Source organism: Halomonas sp. A3H3 (genome assembly GCF_000982975.1).
GTDB classification, from domain to species: Bacteria; Pseudomonadota; Gammaproteobacteria; order Pseudomonadales; family Halomonadaceae; genus Vreelandella; species Vreelandella titanicae.
Genome location: NZ_HG423343.1, coordinates 1,693,177 through 1,712,087 on the forward strand (window position 1 = coordinate 1,693,177; position 18,911 = coordinate 1,712,087).

Annotated in this window: 21 protein-coding genes; 14 read left to right on the plus strand and 7 right to left on the minus strand. The window is 52.6% G+C overall.

Annotated features, from left to right (window positions below; genetic code table 11):
• Position 1 precedes the first annotated feature (1 nt).
• From HALA3H3_RS07400 to HALA3H3_RS07420, 5 genes are all read right to left on the minus strand, one after another.
• Positions 2–295, minus strand: coding sequence for an EscU/YscU/HrcU family type III secretion system export apparatus switch protein (locus HALA3H3_RS07400; RefSeq protein ID WP_022520932.1), 294 nt, complete (start codon positions 293–295; stop codon positions 2–4).
• Complete coding sequence (gene fliK / locus HALA3H3_RS07405; RefSeq protein ID WP_022520933.1) at positions 279–1,694, minus strand: flagellar hook-length control protein FliK; 1,416 nt, start codon at positions 1,692–1,694, stop codon at positions 279–281. The genes HALA3H3_RS07400 and fliK overlap by 17 nt, the downstream gene beginning before the upstream one ends.
• Positions 1,691–2,101, minus strand: coding sequence for a flagellar protein FliT (fliT, locus tag HALA3H3_RS07410; RefSeq protein ID WP_022520934.1), 411 nt, complete (start codon positions 2,099–2,101; stop codon positions 1,691–1,693). The genes fliK and fliT overlap by 4 nt, the downstream gene beginning before the upstream one ends.
• A 7-nt stretch (positions 2,102–2,108) precedes the next feature.
• The gene (gene fliS, locus HALA3H3_RS07415; RefSeq protein WP_022520935.1) at positions 2,109–2,525 is read right to left on the minus strand and encodes a flagellar export chaperone FliS; all 417 of its coding nucleotides are present in this window, start codon (positions 2,523–2,525) and stop codon (positions 2,109–2,111) included.
• A 192-nt stretch (positions 2,526–2,717) separates the two neighbouring features.
• Positions 2,718–4,406 (minus strand): HD domain-containing phosphohydrolase, encoded by a 1,689-nt coding sequence (locus tag HALA3H3_RS07420; protein WP_022520936.1) that lies wholly within the window; start codon positions 4,404–4,406, stop codon positions 2,718–2,720.
• Between the two features lie 332 nt (positions 4,407–4,738).
• On the opposite strand from HALA3H3_RS07420, the gene HALA3H3_RS07425 reads away from it, so the two are divergent.
• The gene (locus tag HALA3H3_RS07425; RefSeq protein ID WP_022520938.1) at positions 4,739–5,122 is read left to right on the plus strand and encodes a flagellar protein FlaG; all 384 of its coding nucleotides are present in this window, start codon (positions 4,739–4,741) and stop codon (positions 5,120–5,122) included.
• Positions 5,123–5,153: 31 nt separating this feature from the next.
• On the opposite strand, the gene fliE is transcribed toward HALA3H3_RS07425, so the two are convergent.
• A complete protein-coding gene (fliE, locus tag HALA3H3_RS07430; RefSeq protein WP_022520939.1) occupies positions 5,154–5,486 on the minus strand; it encodes a flagellar hook-basal body complex protein FliE in 333 nt (110 codons plus the stop codon).
• Between the two features lie 255 nt (positions 5,487–5,741).
• Between fliE and fliF the strand changes: the two genes are divergently transcribed.
• The 13 genes from fliF to fliR all read left to right on the plus strand — a co-directional run bounded on the left by fliF (position 5,742) and on the right by fliR (position 17,544).
• Positions 5,742–7,514, plus strand: a complete 1,773-nt coding sequence (gene fliF / locus HALA3H3_RS07435; RefSeq protein ID WP_022520940.1) for a flagellar basal-body MS-ring/collar protein FliF — start codon at positions 5,742–5,744, stop codon at positions 7,512–7,514.
• Positions 7,507–8,514, plus strand: coding sequence for a flagellar motor switch protein FliG (gene fliG / locus HALA3H3_RS07440; protein ID WP_022520941.1), 1,008 nt, complete (start codon positions 7,507–7,509; stop codon positions 8,512–8,514). The genes fliF and fliG overlap by 8 nt, the downstream gene beginning before the upstream one ends.
• Positions 8,507–9,280, plus strand: a complete 774-nt coding sequence (locus tag HALA3H3_RS07445; protein WP_022520942.1) for a flagellar assembly protein FliH — start codon at positions 8,507–8,509, stop codon at positions 9,278–9,280. The genes fliG and HALA3H3_RS07445 overlap by 8 nt, the downstream gene beginning before the upstream one ends.
• 11 nt (positions 9,281–9,291) lie before the next feature.
• Complete coding sequence (fliI, locus tag HALA3H3_RS07450) at positions 9,292–10,686, plus strand: flagellar protein export ATPase FliI (RefSeq protein WP_022520943.1); 1,395 nt, start codon at positions 9,292–9,294, stop codon at positions 10,684–10,686.
• Complete coding sequence (gene fliJ, locus HALA3H3_RS07455) at positions 10,683–11,138, plus strand: flagellar export protein FliJ (protein ID WP_022520944.1); 456 nt, start codon at positions 10,683–10,685, stop codon at positions 11,136–11,138. Before fliI ends, fliJ begins: the two co-directional genes overlap by 4 nt.
• A 19-nt stretch (positions 11,139–11,157) precedes the next feature.
• Positions 11,158–12,882, plus strand: a complete 1,725-nt coding sequence (locus HALA3H3_RS07460; protein ID WP_022520945.1) for a flagellar hook-length control protein FliK — start codon at positions 11,158–11,160, stop codon at positions 12,880–12,882.
• A 173-nt stretch (positions 12,883–13,055) separates the two neighbouring features.
• Entirely contained in the window at positions 13,056–13,532 is a 477-nt protein-coding gene (gene fliL, locus HALA3H3_RS07465; RefSeq protein WP_022520946.1) for a flagellar basal body-associated protein FliL, read from the plus strand.
• A 21-nt stretch (positions 13,533–13,553) separates the two neighbouring features.
• On the plus strand, positions 13,554–14,609 hold the full coding sequence (gene fliM / locus HALA3H3_RS07470; protein ID WP_022520947.1) for a flagellar motor switch protein FliM: 1,056 nt from the start codon (positions 13,554–13,556) through the stop codon (positions 14,607–14,609).
• Positions 14,606–15,130, plus strand: a complete 525-nt coding sequence (gene fliN, locus HALA3H3_RS07475; protein ID WP_022520948.1) for a flagellar motor switch protein FliN — start codon at positions 14,606–14,608, stop codon at positions 15,128–15,130. The genes fliM and fliN overlap by 4 nt, the downstream gene beginning before the upstream one ends.
• Complete coding sequence (fliO, locus tag HALA3H3_RS07480; protein ID WP_022520949.1) at positions 15,127–15,570, plus strand: flagellar biosynthetic protein FliO; 444 nt, start codon at positions 15,127–15,129, stop codon at positions 15,568–15,570. The genes fliN and fliO overlap by 4 nt, the downstream gene beginning before the upstream one ends.
• An 89-nt stretch (positions 15,571–15,659) precedes the next feature.
• Positions 15,660–16,409, plus strand: coding sequence for a flagellar type III secretion system pore protein FliP (gene fliP / locus HALA3H3_RS07485; RefSeq protein ID WP_053856926.1), 750 nt, complete (start codon positions 15,660–15,662; stop codon positions 16,407–16,409).
• A 69-nt stretch (positions 16,410–16,478) separates the two neighbouring features.
• On the plus strand, positions 16,479–16,748 hold the full coding sequence (fliQ, locus tag HALA3H3_RS07490) for a flagellar biosynthesis protein FliQ (protein WP_007112097.1): 270 nt from the start codon (positions 16,479–16,481) through the stop codon (positions 16,746–16,748).
• 4 nt (positions 16,749–16,752) lie between these two features.
• Positions 16,753–17,544, plus strand: a complete 792-nt coding sequence (fliR, locus tag HALA3H3_RS07495; RefSeq protein ID WP_022520951.1) for a flagellar biosynthetic protein FliR — start codon at positions 16,753–16,755, stop codon at positions 17,542–17,544.
• A 97-nt stretch (positions 17,545–17,641) separates the two neighbouring features.
• Here fliR and flgL read toward each other — a convergent pair whose 3' ends face one another.
• Complete coding sequence (gene flgL / locus HALA3H3_RS07500) at positions 17,642–18,898, minus strand: flagellar hook-associated protein FlgL (protein WP_022520952.1); 1,257 nt, start codon at positions 18,896–18,898, stop codon at positions 17,642–17,644.
• Between the last annotated feature and the right edge of the window lie 13 nt (positions 18,899–18,911).

Here is an 18,911-nt window from a genome sequence, read left to right on the forward strand (position 1 = left end):
GCTACTCAGGCGTTTCACGATGAGTTAGCCCTTCCTCTGATAGTTCGAACACCCACACCAGCAGTTCTGCGACAATTTGATAGAGACTTGCCGGAATTTCCGCATCCAGATCTAGCTGCATTAAAAGCGCTACCAACTCAGGCGCATCGTGCACATAAATACCCTGACGCTGAGCTTCAGCCATAATACGTTCGGCCAGATCACCATAGCCTTTCGCCACTACCCGTGGAGCACGGTCATTATCCTGGTAAGCCAGAGCAACAGCTTGACGGCGTCGCTCACCCGGCGTAGCCATGGGGTGCCTCCGCTTCGATATGGCGCGCGCGAAGCTGCACTTTTTGTAAGTCCAAGGCGCTAAGGCGCTTCTCTAACGCGGGCAGTCCAGCGTCAATACGCTGATAAACGTGCGTACTTTCGGTGGTGAAATCGATGCTTAACACGTTTCGATAGAGCCATAGCGACGCGCTGAATGCCCCTAAACTGGGAACATCGAGCTGCATATCAGAACGCCATCCACCGTCTGGCTCTCCCCCCTGCTGTTTTCCTTCCTGGCCCTCTTCACGAGTAGGCAAATTGATTACTAAAGCCATAAAAATGCCTGCCCAGACATCACCTTCCCAGCGAATAGACGGCATCACCAACATTTCAAGCTGGTGGCGCACCAGGCTCTGCAGGCTTTCGTGAACGACCTCGCGAGCCGGTCGATTGGCCATCAGATCGCTCATCTCCCTAGCCTGGCTATACTCCGCCCTTGCTTGATGGCTGTCGCGCGCCTCGCCAGGCATAGGGGCCGGCTGGGCAGGATTAGTCGACACCTGCGAAGCAGCCCCTTGAGCGGGGGTAGTGGGGGCAGCAGCCGTCGAGCCAGTTGCTAAAAAATGGGACGCGCTCGCCAACCGAACCGCTAAGCCTTGTTCATGAGTAACAGGCACTAGCGGCACGTTGGGTAAAATAGCCATGCCTCCCTGCCCTACCGGGGGAGCTGCCAAAGGCGCCCCCGCCCCCACCTGCATAAGCGCCTGTGCTGTCAGGGGCGTTCCAGCTGACTGCGTAGGCATTTGTGGGGTCAGTGGCACCCCAACTGAGACAGCTGTAGACAAAGCAGACGCCGTCGAAGGCGCTGCAGCTGGGAGCGACACATTCGGGCCTGCCGATAAAAGAGGAGTAAGCGGGCGAGGGCCGGGCTGCATTTGCGGTTGGTTCATTAGCTGCTGGCGGGTTCCCTCACCTTGAAACCAGCGCTTTAGATGCGACTCATAAAACAAACCACTATCGCGAATACTTGCCTCTAAGCGTGTTGCCACTGTACTCGCTGCTGGCGCGTCCTGACTGGTGATAAGAGGTGCTTCGGGCCGCATTACCGAGGGAGGGGCTGGAAAGCGCAGCAGCACGTCGGCGATTGTTCGCGCTGCAGGACTAAAATGGGTCTGTGTTGAACCTGTCGTCGAAGGCTGCGCCTCACCTCGGGGTAACGTTCGCCCCCCATCAAGAGGATGCGGTAAACGCTTTAGGTCGCCTAGCGGCGATGTCGACGCACGGCCATCCAGATTGGCATCACCCATTACGGCACGCGGCCCCTCGCCGGGTGAAACGGGCTTCACAGGCTGACTCAATGCTCGCTGCAGCGACAACTCGCCTTGGCGCCCAAGCACTTGGTGCAAGAGCGTATCAATCAGAGGGGTAATACCACTCACGATGACCTCGTGGAATCAGCATCATCGGCGTCATAAGCTACCGGAGCCCCTTGCTGTGGTGCGTAGGCCCTATGTAAATTCCGCTGACGCTGGGATACCCCTATGAGCTTACCCAGCTCATCACGGCGCGCCACCAAACGACGCCGTATTTCCACATCGTGCTCAAGGATGCGCTCCAGCAGTTCTGCCTTACGCTGCTGAGCAGCGGCATCAAGCACAACGGTGGTATCCAGCTCACGCAACTGATCCACCAGCATTACATAGTTGGTACGCTGATCAATTAGCTCTGCCCACTGTTCGCCATTAGCCAGTTCGTGCATGTGCTCAACGCGGCTCAATAGCGTTTCATAGCTAGTGAGCAGCGTCTGTTGAGCATTTTTATCACGAGCGGATATAGGAGCTGACATTATTGCCTCACGCGCTCTGCTGTTGACCAATATCACGCCAGGCTGAGGCGATATCTTCGAGCAGGCGTTCGGCCTGATTTAAGCTCTCTTCATCGTTACGCAGATTCGCCGCCAACAGTAGGCGCGAAATATAGTCATAAAGCGACGCTAAGCGCTCAGCAATCTCGCCGCCCTGCTCTTGATCAAGAGCCGCTGCGAGGCCATTATTCACAATATCCAACGCCTTCGTTATCGACTTGCCTTTTTCGGCTGTATTACCCGCCTGGATATGGATGCGTGCAGCACGAATAGCGGCCTGGGCGCCGTCAAACAACATCACAATAAGCTGATGAGGATCTGCCGACATCACTCCGCTTTCTACGCCAACACGCGCATAAGCGTTAGCTCCCCGCCCATAGGCGGCGCCACCGCGAGAGTAAGTCATAAGCGGAACTCCTGTGCGTGATTTTATGCTCACCCTCGATTGGGTGAGACCACGATTATTAAAAGGTAAAAATAAACGGCACTACTAGTAACTATCGGCGTGAGTCTGGGGGACTTTAACGGCTTACAACGCTTTTTTCAGCGCAGCCCATGACATCGACCAACTGCCATCACGCATTCACTTCATTGCCACTCAAGTAGACACTGCGATCTCACCGACGGTTCGCCCAAGTCGCTCAGCGATATTGCTCTGCACGACCACTCCCACATTGTCACGCATTGGCGGCTCGACCTGTGGCGCAAGCAATACCTCCGTGGGGTTACCTTTAGCATCAAGACGTAAGATCCACCCCTTCTGCTGGCTAGAGAAGTGCGCCAGCGAACCTATTGGCAATCCCTTGAAATGATCGATATAGCGTTTAACCCAGCGCATATCAAAATGGTGTGGGTGCTGCAATAAATGCCGGTAAATTTGCTGTGCTGTTTTAGCCGGACGATCTGCACGATCACGCCGCATAGCCTCTACTACGTCGACAACGGCACTCGCCTTAGCCAGCTCACTGAGGTCAGCCCCACTCAACCCACTTGGATACCCACTACCATCCATACGCTCGTTAACCCCCCCAATCACCGCCTGGACAATACCCGCCGACAGCCATTGGCAGTTATGTAAACGGTCTAGCAACAGCTGGACATGCTCACTGATCGCCTCTCGATGCTTAGCTTCAAAGTGCGGCGCCTTGAACAGCACCTGAGGCACAAGCGCCTTGCCAAGATCGTGAATAAGACCGCTGGCCACTATCGCCTTGCGCAACTCGCGAGGCATGCTGGCTCCCACAAAATCGAGCAAATGCACAGCCACAGCAATACCGTGGCGCACTATTAAAGGCTCGGGAGATAAGCAACGTGAAGCGAACAGCAACGCCTCACGATCCTCTTCATGAAGACCCAATATGCGATCAGCATAGCGGGAGAGCTGACGCCCATCGATATCGCTACCTTGTTGTAACGACAGCAACTGTGTATCCAGATAGGCAGCGACCTTGACAAGCCGACGCGCCATAGGGGTCGCGTAGCGCTTGACATCACGCCGCCCAAGCAACTCTCCTGCACCCGGTCGCTTGCTTGGCAGCGCGAACAGCGGTGAGGGCTGACGCTCGTTTTGCTCTTCTTTTTTATAGCGTGCCGCTTCGCGCTCTATTTCGCACACGAAATACCAAATTTGCCGCTCTTGCTCCGCACTACACTCAACGAAGTTAAAACCGACGCGCAGTAGATGACGCTCAGCGTCGGTTTTTTGATGACGAGCCTCTCCAAGCACTTCAAAGTAGGTGCCGTCGGGAAAGGTAAACGCCAACTTTAGGGGGCTAGCGGCTCCCGCCAGCAGCCCGCTAGCGGCCAATGGCAATTCAAGCTGGCAGCCATCCTGGGACAAATCCCTCAACTCACCCTCTATCTCGGCATCACCACCATACAAACCTGTCGACACCACCATCCCCATGCGCAGCTCAGCACGGAAGGACTCACGACGCTGCAGCACTTCCAACGATGCAGGATAATCACTGCAACACAAAAAGCGCCCCCCGGCCTGACGCGTCTCCGTCAGTTGCAGGAGCGGCGTTTGCAGCACTTTCCCCTGCGCCTGCCCGCGCAAGTAAAACGCAGCACCACCCTGTAAATGGTGAAGTAAATAGTCAACAGAGGAAAGATCCATCACCAATGCTTGGCCCTGGTGCTGCTCCATCAAGACAATGGGCTCTGGACGAGCTCCCGTCGCAGCAAGACAGAGCGAAACGCCACCGGTTTCGATCAAGGTATTCAGCAGAGACTCGATCACTGTTGTACTTACTATTGTTTCAAACTCATCCTGCTGCGCCACCATTCTCGCCTCGCTTACTCTTATGCGTTAATTAGTTCACCGCAAACTCGAGAAGCATATCAGATGCCCACAGCATGGCGTATGCACAAAAAGCCATCTTTCTCATGCTTATTAGGCGGGCTATAGAAAAGCAAAGAGACAGAGCGTGTAGTGTCGACGCTACCAATAACAAGCAAACACAATGCCATGCCAGTAAGCGTAAAGTTTTTCAGCATCCTGCCGATACCAATGTAGAAACGCTTACTAACTAGCAAAAAACCGAGCTATGGCTGCCGTTTCACGCTATCGCACCACTAACTGGCTGCCAAAGCTGACATTAAAAAGGAACGTGCCCCATGAGCTCACTACCCACCGAAGTAATAACACCACTGTCATCGCCCCTAACTCACTTAAATCCCCGCCAGCGGCTAGAAAACACACTGGCTCAGCTAGCGACAACCAACACTCAGCTTATAAGCGCAGATACCACCGAACAGGAAACTTCTGTCAAACAGAAAACTTCTGCCAACGAACTCGTCGCACCCATTCAACGCATCAACGAGATAATGCGCCCACATGGCTTAGAATTCGAATTAAGCGAAGAAACATCACGCGTGATCACGCGAGTCGTAGACAGGGAGTCTGGCGACGTCATACGCCAGATCCCAGCAGAAGAAGTACTCAAGATTGCCGAGCGACTAGAAGAAATGCAAGGACGAATAATCTCAATCGAAGCCTGAAGCTCGAAGCTCGAAGCTCGAAGCCGAAACTCTATACTTGCATGTTCATAACATCACGATATGCAGAAACTAAGCGGTTGCGAACCTGAAGACCCATTTGAAACGCAACGCTAGCCTTCTGCATGTCAACCATCACATCATTGAGCTGCAAATTAGGATCACCTGCCTGAAAAGCCATCGCCTGACTATTGGCCGTTTGCTGAAGCCGGTTAATGCGCTGAATCGAGGCCTGCAGCTCACCACCGAAACCTCCTTGCCCAACAGCAGCTGACGCCTGAGCACCACTAAGAGGCTGCGTGGATGCCGCCTGAGTCGCCATGCCTTGCATCTGTTGTAGCGCAGCCTGTATTGCGGGAGTACTCATACGCTCACCTCAATTCGCAAAAAATATCTAATACGAAAAGCCTAACACCAATGCAACCCGCCTCATACGGACAAATGCGCATAAAAAGCGAAGCTTATCGTTCCTTTAGGCTCGACTAGCCACCGGATAATGGCGGTCATCACAATTCCGCCTCATCTTTTAGGCGGATAACCGCGATTGACGGATATAGCCTATGCCTTCTTTGGTGATGAGCCTGGGCCGACGCCAGCTTTGCCTGCCCCTTTGGAGGGTCGCATGAGCGAAACTGGTGCAACGGCAGGCCGTCAAAACAGTACGAATCAAGCCGCTCCCCGTAGTGGAAGTTCAGGTAGTGGAAATACAGAACGCGATACCGCCAGCGGTTCGGCTTTCGAGCGAACGCTTAAGCAGTTGCGTGGCAATCCACTAGTCGCACTGCTCATAGCGGGTGCCGCCTCAATTGCTATTGTGGCGGCTCTCTTTATGTGGGCCAGCAGCCCTGAGTACCGCGTGCTTTACAGCAACCTCAGCGAAGCTGATGGTGGCAGCATCATCAATGAGCTCGATACACGCGGTATCCCTTACCAGTTCAGTGAAGGTGGCCAGGCGCTAATGGTTCCTAGCGACCAAGTCCACACACTACGCCTACAGCTTGCTGAGCAGGGCTTGCCCCGCGGCGGCAATCTTGGCCTGGAGTTAATGGATAGCCAGGCGTTTGGGATTAGCCAGTTTGCTGAGCAGATTAATTATCAGCGGGGCTTGGAAGGCGAGCTTGCGCGTTCAATTGAATCGCTTGGGCCGGTGGAAGGCGTGAGGGTTCACCTCTCCATGGCCAAACCATCGGTCTTTATTCGTGATCGTGAGCCAGCTAAAGCATCCGTTGTGCTGACTCTTTTACCTGGCCGCGTGTTGGGTGAAGGCCAAGTCAGCGCAATCGTCCATATGGTCTCGGGCAGTGTGCCTGAGCTTGCCGCTGAAGATGTCACCGTGGTGAATCAGGATGGCCGACTGCTATCTGCCGAGACAAGCAATGGAAACGACCTGGATGGATCGCAGCTTGATTATATTGCCCAGGTTGAGCGCTCTTACCAGCAGCGCATTGAGCATATTTTAACGCCCATTTTGGGTCGCGATAATGTGCGCGCCCAAGTTGCAGCGCAAATCGATTTCTCACGGCGTGAGCAAACTTCGGAACGTTATGGCCCCAATCAACCGCCTAATGAAGCAGCGGTACGCAGTCGTCAGCTAAGCCTGGCGTTTGACGGGGAAGACCCTCTGGCCACAGGCATCCCAGGCGCCCTAAGCAATACACCACCAGGTGCCATGCCCTCCCCTATTAACCAACAGGAAGGAGAGGAAGATGGCGACCAACAAGAGGATGTACCCCCAGAAGCTCTGCGCAACTTGCGCCAAGACGATGTTATCAACTACGAAGTTGATCGTAGCATTGAGCACGTCCAGCACCGTCTCGGCCAGATTGAGCGACTATCCGCTGCGGTAGTCGTGAACTTCCGCTCGGAAATGAACGACGAAGGCGAATGGGTCGATGTTGCCCTAACGGATAATGAAGTGGCTCAAATTGAGCGTCTGGTTCGTCAAGCAATGGGCTTCTCACAACTGCGCGGCGATGAAGTTGAAGTCGTCAACTCTCCCTTCGCGCGGAGTGCCGATGAAACCGCAGAGGTCGAGTGGTGGAAAGACCCCAGCGTTCTTTCACTTGCTGGCAAGGTGGGTCGCTACCTTCTGGTTGCGCTAGCGATTCTATTGTTGTACCTGCTGATTTTGCGCCCTTTAATCAAACGTTACACCCAGCCACCGGTGATGGCGACCGCAACGCCTGGCGGTACGCTGTCTGCTAGCGTAGGCGAGGAAGACGAAGAAGAGGGTCAAGAGTCGTCAGACGAAACCGATGAGACCTACGCCAAGCCCAAGCGTCGGCGTAAAACCTCACTCTACGAGCATAACCTCAACGACCTGCGCGAAATGGCGCAGGAAGATCCCCGCATGGTCGCGATGATCATTCGTAGCTGGATGAATGCCAATGAGTAGTTTAATTGCTGAAATGAGTGGAGCCCGCAAGAGCGCTATCCTATTGCTTGCACTTGATGAAGACAGTGCCGCCGAGGTGTTTAAATACCTCGGTGCCACTGAGGTACAAGAAATTAGTATGGAGATGGCCAAGCTGAATCAGGTCTCCCATGAAGACATGAAAGCGGTGCTCGAAGCGTTCCATAAAGAAACCGAAGAGTTTGTCGCGCTTAATCTTAACTCCAGCGACCATATCCGCTCGGTGTTGACCAAAGCACTGGGTAGCGAGCGCGCGACTAGCTTAATTGAAGATATTCTTGAGACCACAGGCAGTAACTCGGGCATTGACGCACTCAACCTTATGGAAGCGTCCATGGTCTCCGAGCTAATCCGCGACGAGCACCCGCAAATTATTGCCACGATTCTGGTTCACCTGGATCGCCATCAAGCATCGGATATCCTCGAGCTATTTGAAGAAAAATTGCGTAATGATGTGGTACTGCGTATCGCCACCTTTAGCGGCGTTCAGCCCGCCGCGCTACAAGAGCTGACCGAAGTACTCACCAGCATGCTGGATGGTCAGAACCTCAAGCGCAGCAAAATGGGCGGCGTAAGAACGGCTGCCGAGATTCTCAACCTGATGAACTCCTCCCAAGAGGAGACCGCAATCGAAACAGTGCGTGCGCACAGCGAAGACCTGGCCCAGAAGATTATCGACGAAATGTTTCTGTTCGAGAATCTATTGGATCTCGACAACCGCGCTATTCAAATGGTTCTCCAGGAAGTCGATACCAACTCGCTGGTGGTGGCACTCAAAGGGGCTCAGGACGCATTGGTCGACAAGTTCCTACGCAACATGTCACAGCGCGCCGCCGATTTAGTCCGCGAAGATATGGAAGCCCGTGGCCCTATCCGCGTCTCTCAAGTTGAAACAGAGCAGAAAGCTATCTTGCAGGTTGTACGACGGTTAGCTGATTCAGGGGAAATCGTCTTGGCAGGCGGAGACGACGAGTATGTCTAATACTCACTCACCTAAGTTTGATCGCCATGGGGATTGGCGTCGTTGGCAAATGGATGAGCTGGCGACCACGCCGAGCAGCCACGCCTCTGATGGCGAGGTACCAACAGCTCACCAGCGCAAAGTACAGGCGGCACAAAAAGCTGCCGAGCTGGCACGCCAGCGTGAAGAGAGTGAACGCCAGGCACTTCATGAGCGTATTCGTCAGCAAGCCGAAAAAGAGGGCTATGACGCAGGCTTTGAACAGGGACACAAAGAGGGGCTTGAAAAGGGTTTAGAGGAAGCTGCCGAACAGGCAAAAACTGAGTTAGAAGCACAAATTCGCAAGACCGTTGCGCCGCTGGAAACGCTGGGCAAACAGTTTTCGGATGCGCTTGAGCGCCTTGATGAGACTATCGCCTATGACTTGGTCGAGTTAGCACTAGCCACCGGAAAACAGCTTGCTAGCGATGCTCTACAGGACACACCTGAACAAATTTTGACCATTGTCCGCGAGCTCCTGCACACCGAGCCCCCCCTGGTAGGCCAGCAGCGTCTTTGGCTCAACCCCGATGATCACGTTCTAGTAGAAGAGCATCTAGGCAATGAGCTCAGGGCCGCCAACTGGAAACTACAGCCGGATGATCAGCTTGCCCGTGGCGGCTGCCGGGTTACCAGTGCCCAGGGTGAAATTGACGCTACCTTCGAAAGCCGTTGGCATTCCATCCAAGCCCAATCGCGCAAACGAGGCCTCAATTCCCCACCCTCATCGAATGTTCCTTCATCGTAGGCGGATACGTTATGGCAGATACCACCTGTCCCCATCAACATCGCTGGAATAAGGCATTGCGACGCACGCAGCAGCGTGTCAGCCATCTGCCTCGCTACCGCAATAGCGGCCGCGTTATTCGCGCGACGGGTATGGTGATTGAGGTGGTTGGACTGCGCGTAGCCGTGGGGAGCGCCTGCCGGATTGAATTGCCGGGCAGTGACGGTCGCTTGACCGACAGTGATCGGCATGCCGAAGCGGAGGTCGTCGGCTTTTCCGGTGACAAGCTCTTCCTGATGCCACTGGAAGAGGTCATTGGGCTAATGCCTGGCGCTCGCGTCGCGCCTCTTGATGACAGCGGCAACAACAGTGCCCGCCGCTTCCCTATGGGCGATAGCCTGCTGGGCCGAGTACTGGATGGCAACGGCAATCCGCTGGATGACCGGGAGGGCATCGATGAGATACCCCGGGCAACACTTAGTTCACCGCCGCTCAACCCGCTTTCTCGCGCGCCAATTGATGCACAAATTGACGTCGGTATTCGCGCCATTAATGCTCTGCTCTGCGTAGGACGAGGCCAGCGAATGGGGCTCTTTGCAGGTTCAGGGGTAGGTAAATCAGTACTGCTAGGCATGATGGCGCGCTACACCAAAGCCGACGTGATTGTGGTTGGCTTAATTGGTGAACGGGGCCGCGAAGTACAGGACTTTATCGATAACATTTTGGGCCCTGAGGGCCGACGTCGTGCTGTGGTCGTCGCCGCTCCCGCTGACACGTCACCACTGCAGCGCCTGCAGGGTGCCGCTTATGCAACACGCCTGGCGGAAGGCTTTCGTGACGAAGGTCGCGATGTTCTGCTGATTATGGACTCACTAACGCGCTACGCCATGGCGCAGCGGGAAATTGCCTTGGCGATTGGTGAACCACCCGCTACTAAAGGTTATCCACCGTCGGTTTTTGCCAAGCTACCAGGGTTAGTAGAGCGCGCAGGTAACGCTGAACGTGGTGGCGGCTCTATTACGGCGTTTTACACCGTGCTAACAGAAGGCGATGACCAACAGGATCCTATTGCCGATTCAGCTCGCGCCATTCTGGACGGGCACATCGTGCTGTCGAGAACATTAGCGGAAGCAGGTCATTATCCGGCAATCGATATTGAAGCTTCAATTAGCCGCGCCATGACCTCCATCGCCTCAGCCGATCAACTCCAGGAAGCACGAGTGTTCAAACAACTGTTCTCGCGCTACCAGCGTAACCGGGATCTTATCAGCGTGGGGGCCTACAGCCCTGGTCATGACCCACAACTCGACGAGGCAGTGAAACGCTTTCCGTCGTTAGAAAACTTCCTTCAACAAAATATTGAGGAGTGTGCAACGCTTGCGGATGCTCGCCAAGCGCTGCATGCACTGGTAGGAGGACGCGCATGAGCACTTCACAGCTCGAAATGTTGACCGACCTAGCCAGAGGCGCCCGGGATCAAGCGGGCAAGATCCTGGCTCAAGAGCGACAAACAGAACAGCAAACGACCGCTCAGCTACAGTCGCTGCTGAGCTATCGGGCGGAGTACGCCGAGCGCTTGCAAAAAGCGATGAGTGACGGCATTGACCCTGCCACCATGTACAACTATCAACAGTTCCTAGCCTCTTTGGATGCGGCCCTAAGCCGCGCTCGACAAGCATTAGCCTCTCAACAGGCAAGCGTTGAACAAAGCAAAAAGAACTGGCAACAAGAGCAGCGAAAGCTCTCTTCCTACGATACACTGGCGTCGCGTCGACTGTTAGAAGAGCACCGCCGCAGTGAGCGTCAGGAACAAAAAACTAACGATGATCTGGTGACAAGCCGCGCGGCTCGTCGTCAGCATAACGACACTCCGCATTAGCGGTGCCAGGGAACTGAATATGAACATTCACCAGTTGCTTTCGGTCAGCCAAAGTTCACCTCAGCCACAGTCGCCAGGTGCTTTTAACCGACAAGACCCAGTCAACGGCCTATTTCACCAGGCGCTGTTACAAGCGTCTGATACTCAACGCTTATCAGCAACCGGGCTTAGTGAAATTAGCGCCTCTCAGGCACCCCTTCAGCAAACGCAGCTCAATGCACACGGCAATCTTGTATCGGAAGGATTAGAAGTCGACGTCGAAAATTTGAGCGCTGCCCTTGAAACCCTGGGGCTTGATGTCAGTGAGAGCGATCTTTCTGAACTTCTCGCTCAGCTTCAACTGCCGAATTCAGACATCAGCGCGGACACGCTAGGGCTAAACGGTGGGCAAGTCTCGACACCTCTTGACGAAATTGCCGGCCGTCTTGCACTTATGGCTTCTTTTACTGGAAGTAGCCCTGAAGCGCAGCTGACATCGTCAGTTGCCCCAGCAACGCTGGAAGCAATCTCTAAACAGTTAAATATTAGTCAAGCGGAAGCTGCGCAGCTGGTTGATACACCGGCACTCAAAGCAATCACCCAATATGTAAGTACGAATAATAGCGAGCCAACGCAGCCTATTGACCCAGCAGGATTGATGGCAATCGCAGAACAGCTAAATATTAGTCAAGCGGAAGCTGCGGAGCTGGTCGATACACCGGCATTCAAAGCAATCACCCAATATCTAAGTACGGGTAAAAGCGGGCCTGCGCAGCCTATCGACTCAGCAGCGCTAGAGGTCATCGCTAAACAGCTAAATATGAGTCAAACGGAAGCTGCGCAGTTGGTCGATACATCTGCACTTAAGACCATTGCCCAATATGTAAGTACGAATAATAGCGAGAAAACGCAGCCTATCGACCCAGCAGCGCTGGAAGCCATTGCTGATCAGTTAAACATTAATCAAACGGAAGCTGCGCAGTTGGTCTCCGCGTTAAATGTCTTGATCGGGCAGCAACAGAGTGCTCAGACATTGCCTGTTGATTCGGCTCGTATAAGCGATGCACGCTCGCCTGTCGTTGAACTCCAGGCAGCCCCTAGGCCGCAGCCTGACACTTTCGTTGCTCAAATCAACACCACCAGTGCCTCGCCTAAAATCAGTAGCGAGGCTCTGATGGGTGCTCTATTAACGTTAGAAGGGTCAACTAAAGGAAGTCCAGCTGGTGAGCACTTACTCTCTGGATTCTCGTTGAGCGCTGGCGGCCCAATAGCCTCATCTCAATCTGCACAAGCGTTTGCTCCCACGGTCACCCCGACAGCTGCCACTTTAGCGACGCCTGTTACTAGCCCTGCCTGGTCACAACAGCTAAGCCAGCAGTTAGTGCAGATTTCACAGCGTGGCGGCGAGCAACATATCCAAATGCAGTTAAATCCAGCGGAGCTAGGCCCTCTTTCTATCTCATTAAAATTTGGTGAACAGGGGGCTCAAGCGCACTTCTTGTCAGCCCACGCTCAGGTACGGCAAGTGCTCGAACAAGCGATTCCCCAACTAAGGGAAGCGCTGGCTGAGCAAGGCATATCACTAGGTGAGACGTCGGTTGGCGAACAGCGCGACCCGAACGCTCAGGCCTTTGCCCAATCAGGCGGCAAAAAAGGCTCTGAAGTGGGCAGTGACAACGGCGAGATAGGTTCGGAAACACATGATAACCAAAGCGCCGGAAGCAGCCCGCTGATAATGGACGGGCGAGTCGACCTTTACGCTTAAGTGGCGGCACCTGATTTTGTATGATCTTTCGGGTACTACGCACATCAGTACATACATGAAATAGCTAAACCAAAAGATAGGCTTGCCAAATGAGCCTGTTCATTTCATCACAAGCATGCGCTTTAGGCATAATACATTGCTAGTGATACGCATGGAGTTCACAGGAATCGCAAATGGCTGAAAAAAGCGGCGGGTCAAAAAAACTGCTCTGGATAATGATTATCCTTGTGTTGCTGTCGTCTATAGGCGCAGCGGCAGCTATTTATATGGTAATCGACCAGCGTGATGGCGGTTCTGAAGACGCAGAGATGCAGCAGGCGATGGAGCGCGAGCCGCCTATTTTCATGCGTATTGAACCCTTTACCGTCAACCTTGCCGATGACAGCTATGGCTCACGCTTACTTTATACAGGCGTGACTCTGCGTGTGGGTAATGAGGAAAGTAAAGCGATTTTAGAAGAGCATATGCCCCAAGTGCGTAGTCGTTTGCTGATGCTGCTATCTGGCAAGCAGGCTGATGAGCTTACCTCCTCGGAAGGTAAGCAGCAGCTTGCACAAGCGATTGTTGATCGACTCAACGTCCCGCTGACAGAAAACCAGCCGCCGCTTGATTTGCGTGAAGTTTTATTCACCGAATTTATTGTGCAATAACCTCGGGAACTGGAGCCGTTCATGTCACAGGACGATCTACTGTCCCAGGAAGAAATTGATGCCCTGCTGAAGGGCGTTAGCGGAGACGATGAGCCATCAGCTTCATCGTCCCAAGGGCAAGATGAAGCACGTGTTCGACCTTACGACCCGTCGACCCAGCATCGCGTTATTCGTGAGCGTCTGCATGCGCTTGATTTTATCAATGAGCGCTTTGCGCGCTATTTTCGTACTGGCCTGTTCAACCTATTACGGCGTAGTGCAGACATTACCGTAGAGTCAGTTCGTTATCAGAGCTTTAGCGAGTTCTCGCGTAATGTTCCAGTGCCTACAAACCTGAACATTGTGTCGATGAAACCACTGCGTGGTTCAGCCCTGGTGGTATTTCCACCTAACCTCGTTTTTATGGTGGTCGACAACCTCTTTGGTGGTGATGGTCGCTTTGTCACCAAATCGGATGGCCGAGAATTCACAAACACTGAACAGCGTATTATCCAGCGCCTGCTTAATCTCGCCATTGATGCTTACCAAGAGGCCTGGAAAGTTGTTCATCCACTGGATGTCAGTTTTTTACGCTCAGAAGTGCAGTCAAAGTTTGCCAACATCACCAATTCACCTAATGAAATTGTGGTGAATACCAAGTTCAATATCGAAGTTGGCAACCTTTCGAGCAATTTTCAGATATGTATGCCTTACGCCATGATCGAGCCGTTGCGTGATTTACTGGCCAACCCGATCAATGATAGCAATCACGACCAAGACGGCAGTTGGTCCCGCCGTATGGCGAGTGAACTACGTCAGTCAGAAGTAGAGTTGGTCGCTGAGTTTGCTCAAATACCCAGTCGTATTGCCCATGTAATGGGATTGAAAAAAGGCGACGTGCTACCGTTAGATATTCCGAGCTCTATCACAGCAAGTGTTGACGGGGTTCCCGTTATGGAGTGTGAGTACGGTAGTCAACGTCAGCAGCATGCACTGCGGGTGCTACATATGATTGACCATGCCGCTATGAATAACGCATCGTCCAAGGACTTTATTAAAGGGTCTACGCGACAGAAAGCCAAGGAATCCAAAGCATGACTGATCCCAATAAGCCTGATCAGAACGTCTCTGACGACGATTGGGCAGATGCCATGTCCGAACAAGAAGAGCCCACATCTGGCGCCGATGCTGCTAGCGAAGAGGAAGATCCTTGGGCAGCCGCAATGGCGGAGCAAGAGTCTGCTGAAGAGAGCGAAGAAGAAACGGCTGCTGCACCAGAGCCCAAAGCACCTGCAGCAAAAGCGGCAACTGATGATATATTCCGCCCACTTAGCCCGGATAGCGGTTCCTCGCAGGCGCGTGAGCTTGAGATGATCATGGATATCCCGGTGAAACTCACCGTGGAATTAGGCCGCACAAAATTAACCATTAAGCAGTTGCTAGAGTTAGCGCAAGGGTCTGTCATTGAGCTTGAAGGCCTCGCAGGAGAGCCGATGGATATCTTGATTAATGGCTACTTGATTGCTCAAGGCGAAGTTGTCGTGATCGAAGATAAGTACGGTATTCGTATTACTGAAATCATCACACCTTCTGAACGTATTCATAAATTGAACCGATGAGCGTTGCAACTCCCTCGACGCAGAACGGTTCGCTTGATGCACTGGGCAACGGTGGCGAGGCATTAATAGGCATGGCTGTTCTAGGCAAGACAGCCGCAGCCTTAGCTCTCGTCATAGCGATCATTTTAATCTGCACGGCGCTTTTAAAGCGCTGGGGCAACCATACCACTCGCCATGGCGCCCACCTTCGAATTGTGGGTAGTACCGCCGTGGGCAATCGTGAACGTATTGTGATTGTTGAAGTTGAAGATACCTGGCTAGTCGTTGGTGTTGGGGGCGGTCGTATCACTAAACTGCAAGAGCGCCCGGCCCCAGAAGAGCGCACGCCAACCACATCGGCTCCGCCCTCCTCACGCTTTTCGCTTCGCCTATCAAAAGCGCTAGCTGCAGGTCGCCGCCGCGATTCATCCGCGCCCACCGATCCACATCAGACGCCATGAGGCAATGGATGCACCTTTCTTGGCCCTGTGTTTTTAAGTGCTGTATTTTTACTAACGATGCGAATAAAAGCATTGTTTTAAAGAGAAAAATGGCTAAGCCACTCTCGCTATTGCTGGTGATTATTGTCGCGTGCTTCATAGCAGGCCCTGTGCATGCACAACAGATACCCGGCATTATTTCACAGCCGTTGGAAGACGGCGGACAGCAGTGGTCGCTTTCACTGCAAACACTGCTCTTTTTAAGCTCCCTAGCGTTTTTACCCTCCATGCTGCTGATGATGACGAGTTTCACTCGTATCATCATTGTGCTTAGCCTATTGCGCACGGCAATGGGTACCCAGGCAACGCCGCCCAACCAAGTACTCTTGGGGGTAGCGCTATTTTTAACTTTTTTTATCATGTCCCCAGTATTGGCTCAGGTGTACGACAATGCTTGGGTACCACTAACGAATGAAACGATAAATTTTGAAGAATTTTTGCTACTTGCCCAGGAACCATTTCGCGAATTCATGCTTGCCCAAACTCGCGAGCCCGACCTGGCCCTGTTCGTACGCTTGGCGGATGTAGGGCCGATGCAAGGCCCAGAAGAGTTGCCCATGAGAGTGTTATTGCCCGCTTACGTCACTAGCGAGCTTAAAACAGCATTTCAAATTGGCTTTACTATTTTTATCCCGTTTTTAATCATCGACCTCGTAGTCGCCAGTACCCTGATGGCGCTAGGTATGATGATGGTTCCACCCATTACGATCTCGTTACCTTTTAAGCTAATGCTGTTCATTTTAGTCGATGGATGGCAGCTTATTATTGGCTCGATGGCAGAAAGCTTTTACATGATATAGCGCTTCATTGAGTTATTTTTGTACATGCGATAGCTCGCGTCGTTTTATTCGGCACACAGGATTCCAACTATGACCCCTGAAATGGTGATGAGCATTGCTTACCAAGGTATGCGAGTAACGCTTCTCCTTGCTGGGCCCATGCTGCTGGCGGCGCTATTCACTGGTCTTATCATCAGTCTATTCCAAGCCGCAACGCAAATTAACGAAATGACGCTCACGTTTATTCCTAAAATTTTGGCCGTTTTTACAGTGCTGGTATTAGCAGGCCCCTGGCTGATTGGATTGATTACCGACTTTACTCACCGCCTATTTACCAACATCCCCAGTATGGTGATGTAGCGCTATGGTGGAAGTCACTTTCGCACAACTGCAGGGGTGGTTGGTGGCTTTTTTATGGCCGTTTGCGCGCATTACTGCTTTCATGGCGGCGTCGCCTCTATGGGGCCACTCCAGCGTTCCTAACCAAGCCAAAGTGGGACTTGCTGCCCTAATTTCCATTGTCATAGCACCAATTTTACCGGCCATGCCTGATATTGCCATCATGTCATGGGCTGGGATGGGGGTTATGATCGAGCAGATCCTCATCGGTTTAGCGATGGGTCTCGTCATGCACATCATGTTTGCGGTCGTTCAAGCCGCAGGGGATTTTATTGGCCTGCAAATGGGTCTAGCGTTTGCGAGCTTTTTCGATACGTCGAGTGGTACCAATATCATGGTGCTATCGCGCATTCTCTACATGATAACCCTGCTCATGTTTTTGGCGTTGAATGGCCATCTGATGGTGCTTGAAACCCTTATTATGAGCTTTCAAACGTTGCCTATTGGTATTGGGACGTTTAACCCTGGTGCTTTTGAGTTACTCGCCCGATATGCGGGGACAATCTTTGCCTCGGGTATGTTATTGGCGTTACCGCTGGTGGGCTCCCTGCTGACCATCAACCTAGCCCTCGGCATACTGAACCGTTCTGCTCCGCAGCTCACCGTTTTCAATATCGGCTTTCCTACCTCACTTATCGTGGGACTCATATTAATGATGGTACTCATGACCGACATTAACCGCTTTCTACAGCGGCTATTTACACAAGGCCTAGGGTTTATGCAGACGTTAATCGAAACAATGGCTCCCTTAAATTAACAAGCCCATGCTTAGGTGAAAGGTTTCACATAAGCATGGGTTAACGTTTTTTTGAGCAATACGCAAAGCGGTCAAGCAATAGCAAAAAGCGAACCCATTACATATAGTTCAATAACGATAAGCCTTTAATATCTACAAACGTTTTCTGTGCCGCTTGCAAGCCTACTTGACGCAAGCTGTATTCAGAGATGGCCTCCGCATAATCTAGATCTACCAAATTAGATAATGTCTCTGTGTAATTCAACATCCTATTGCCTCCCACAACATCCACAACATCAAGCTCATTAACCCGTGCACCTACTGAAGCCAGAACCGTTGAAACATTATCTAGTGCATTATCCAAATCACGCATTGCGGTGTTCAAAGTATTGCGCAGGTCAGCTTTTTTAGCGTCAGTGTCGGCCGGACTTTCCAAGACGCGGATGGCTTCTTCCATGGCGCGGAAGAGATCGGGCTCGCGCTGTTCACCGCCGGCTTGCGCAACAAGGATCGAGTCGCCAGCAGCAGGCGTACCTTCTAAATTAATCGACACGCCACCGTAGGTTACTTGCTGGGCAGAGCCCCCATCACCACCGGTATAAGTGACGCCTGTTTGAGTTGCAACAGGAATCCAGTCTGTACCATCAAATGTTTCGACGTCGAATGTTTCAGCCGGCGTGTTGAAAGTGATTCGGAAATCTGTTCCATAATCTACATCATTAACATCGCGTATCTGCGGGCCGCGAAATGTCACATTACCACTATTCAAGCTCCCGTCATCTTTCTTGGCTTCTGCGACAAAGCCAGCACTGCTAGGTACGCTTTTGAAAATAGTCTTGCCATTATCAGCTACCGCCATCAACCGCGTGGAGTCGATACGCTGTTCGCGTACATTATTATCACCCTGGTACTCCACGTTACCGCTGGCATCTTTCTTGAAGGGCTGAGCGTTATCTTTATAGCCGCCAAACAGATAGCGCCCGTTTCCATCGGTAGCATTGGCCTGACCGATCATCGTTTCATATATACCTTTGAGCTCGCTGGCGACAGACTCACGGTCAACGTCACTTAACGTATCGCTAGAGGCCTGAACCAGACGTCCTTTGGCGCTATCAATTGCATCGACAATACTTCCCAAAATACTGTCCGTCTGTGACAGCGTATTTCGGGCAGAGATACGCGAATCTTTATACTGATCAGTGATCGCAAGTGATTGATCAACCCCCACTGCTCGCGAGGCTGCCTGAGGGTCATCAGAGGGATTAACCACACGCCGTCCACTGGCAATTTGCTGGCTGACTTTCGACAGATCGCCCTGCTGACGGTTTAAGGACGCGGTACTCTGCTCAAACATGGTAACAGTACTAATACGCATAACTTATGCTCCT

Bases quoted from the DNA above. Each gene is read 5' to 3' on its own strand.
- fliP (WP_053856926.1), top strand. From the start codon at position 15,660: ATGGCTAAGCCACTCTCGCTATTGCTGGTGATTATTGTCGCGTGCTTC.
- fliS (WP_022520935.1), bottom strand. From the start codon at position 2,525: ATGACTTACTCTCGCGGTGGCGCCGCCTATGGGCGGGGAGCTAACGCT.
- HALA3H3_RS07425 (WP_022520938.1), top strand. From the start codon at position 4,739: ATGAGCTCACTACCCACCGAAGTAATAACACCACTGTCATCGCCCCTA.
- fliN (WP_022520948.1), top strand. From the start codon at position 14,606: ATGACTGATCCCAATAAGCCTGATCAGAACGTCTCTGACGACGATTGG.
- HALA3H3_RS07460 (WP_022520945.1), top strand. From the start codon at position 11,158: ATGAACATTCACCAGTTGCTTTCGGTCAGCCAAAGTTCACCTCAGCCA.
- fliF (WP_022520940.1), top strand. From the start codon at position 5,742: ATGAGCGAAACTGGTGCAACGGCAGGCCGTCAAAACAGTACGAATCAA.
- fliR (WP_022520951.1), top strand. From the start codon at position 16,753: ATGGTGGAAGTCACTTTCGCACAACTGCAGGGGTGGTTGGTGGCTTTT.
- fliG (WP_022520941.1), top strand. From the start codon at position 7,507: ATGAGTAGTTTAATTGCTGAAATGAGTGGAGCCCGCAAGAGCGCTATC.
- HALA3H3_RS07420 (WP_022520936.1), bottom strand. From the start codon at position 4,406: ATGGTGGCGCAGCAGGATGAGTTTGAAACAATAGTAAGTACAACAGTG.
- fliJ (WP_022520944.1), top strand. From the start codon at position 10,683: ATGAGCACTTCACAGCTCGAAATGTTGACCGACCTAGCCAGAGGCGCC.
- fliQ (WP_007112097.1), top strand. From the start codon at position 16,479: ATGACCCCTGAAATGGTGATGAGCATTGCTTACCAAGGTATGCGAGTA.
- fliL (WP_022520946.1), top strand. From the start codon at position 13,056: ATGGCTGAAAAAAGCGGCGGGTCAAAAAAACTGCTCTGGATAATGATT.
- HALA3H3_RS07400 (WP_022520932.1), bottom strand. From the start codon at position 295: ATGGCTACGCCGGGTGAGCGACGCCGTCAAGCTGTTGCTCTGGCTTAC.
- fliT (WP_022520934.1), bottom strand. From the start codon at position 2,101: ATGTCAGCTCCTATATCCGCTCGTGATAAAAATGCTCAACAGACGCTG.
- fliI (WP_022520943.1), top strand. From the start codon at position 9,292: ATGGCAGATACCACCTGTCCCCATCAACATCGCTGGAATAAGGCATTG.
- fliO (WP_022520949.1), top strand. From the start codon at position 15,127: ATGAGCGTTGCAACTCCCTCGACGCAGAACGGTTCGCTTGATGCACTG.
- flgL (WP_022520952.1), bottom strand. From the start codon at position 18,898: ATGCGTATTAGTACTGTTACCATGTTTGAGCAGAGTACCGCGTCCTTA.
- fliE (WP_022520939.1), bottom strand. From the start codon at position 5,486: ATGAGTACTCCCGCAATACAGGCTGCGCTACAACAGATGCAAGGCATG.
- fliM (WP_022520947.1), top strand. From the start codon at position 13,554: ATGTCACAGGACGATCTACTGTCCCAGGAAGAAATTGATGCCCTGCTG.
- HALA3H3_RS07445 (WP_022520942.1), top strand. From the start codon at position 8,507: ATGTCTAATACTCACTCACCTAAGTTTGATCGCCATGGGGATTGGCGT.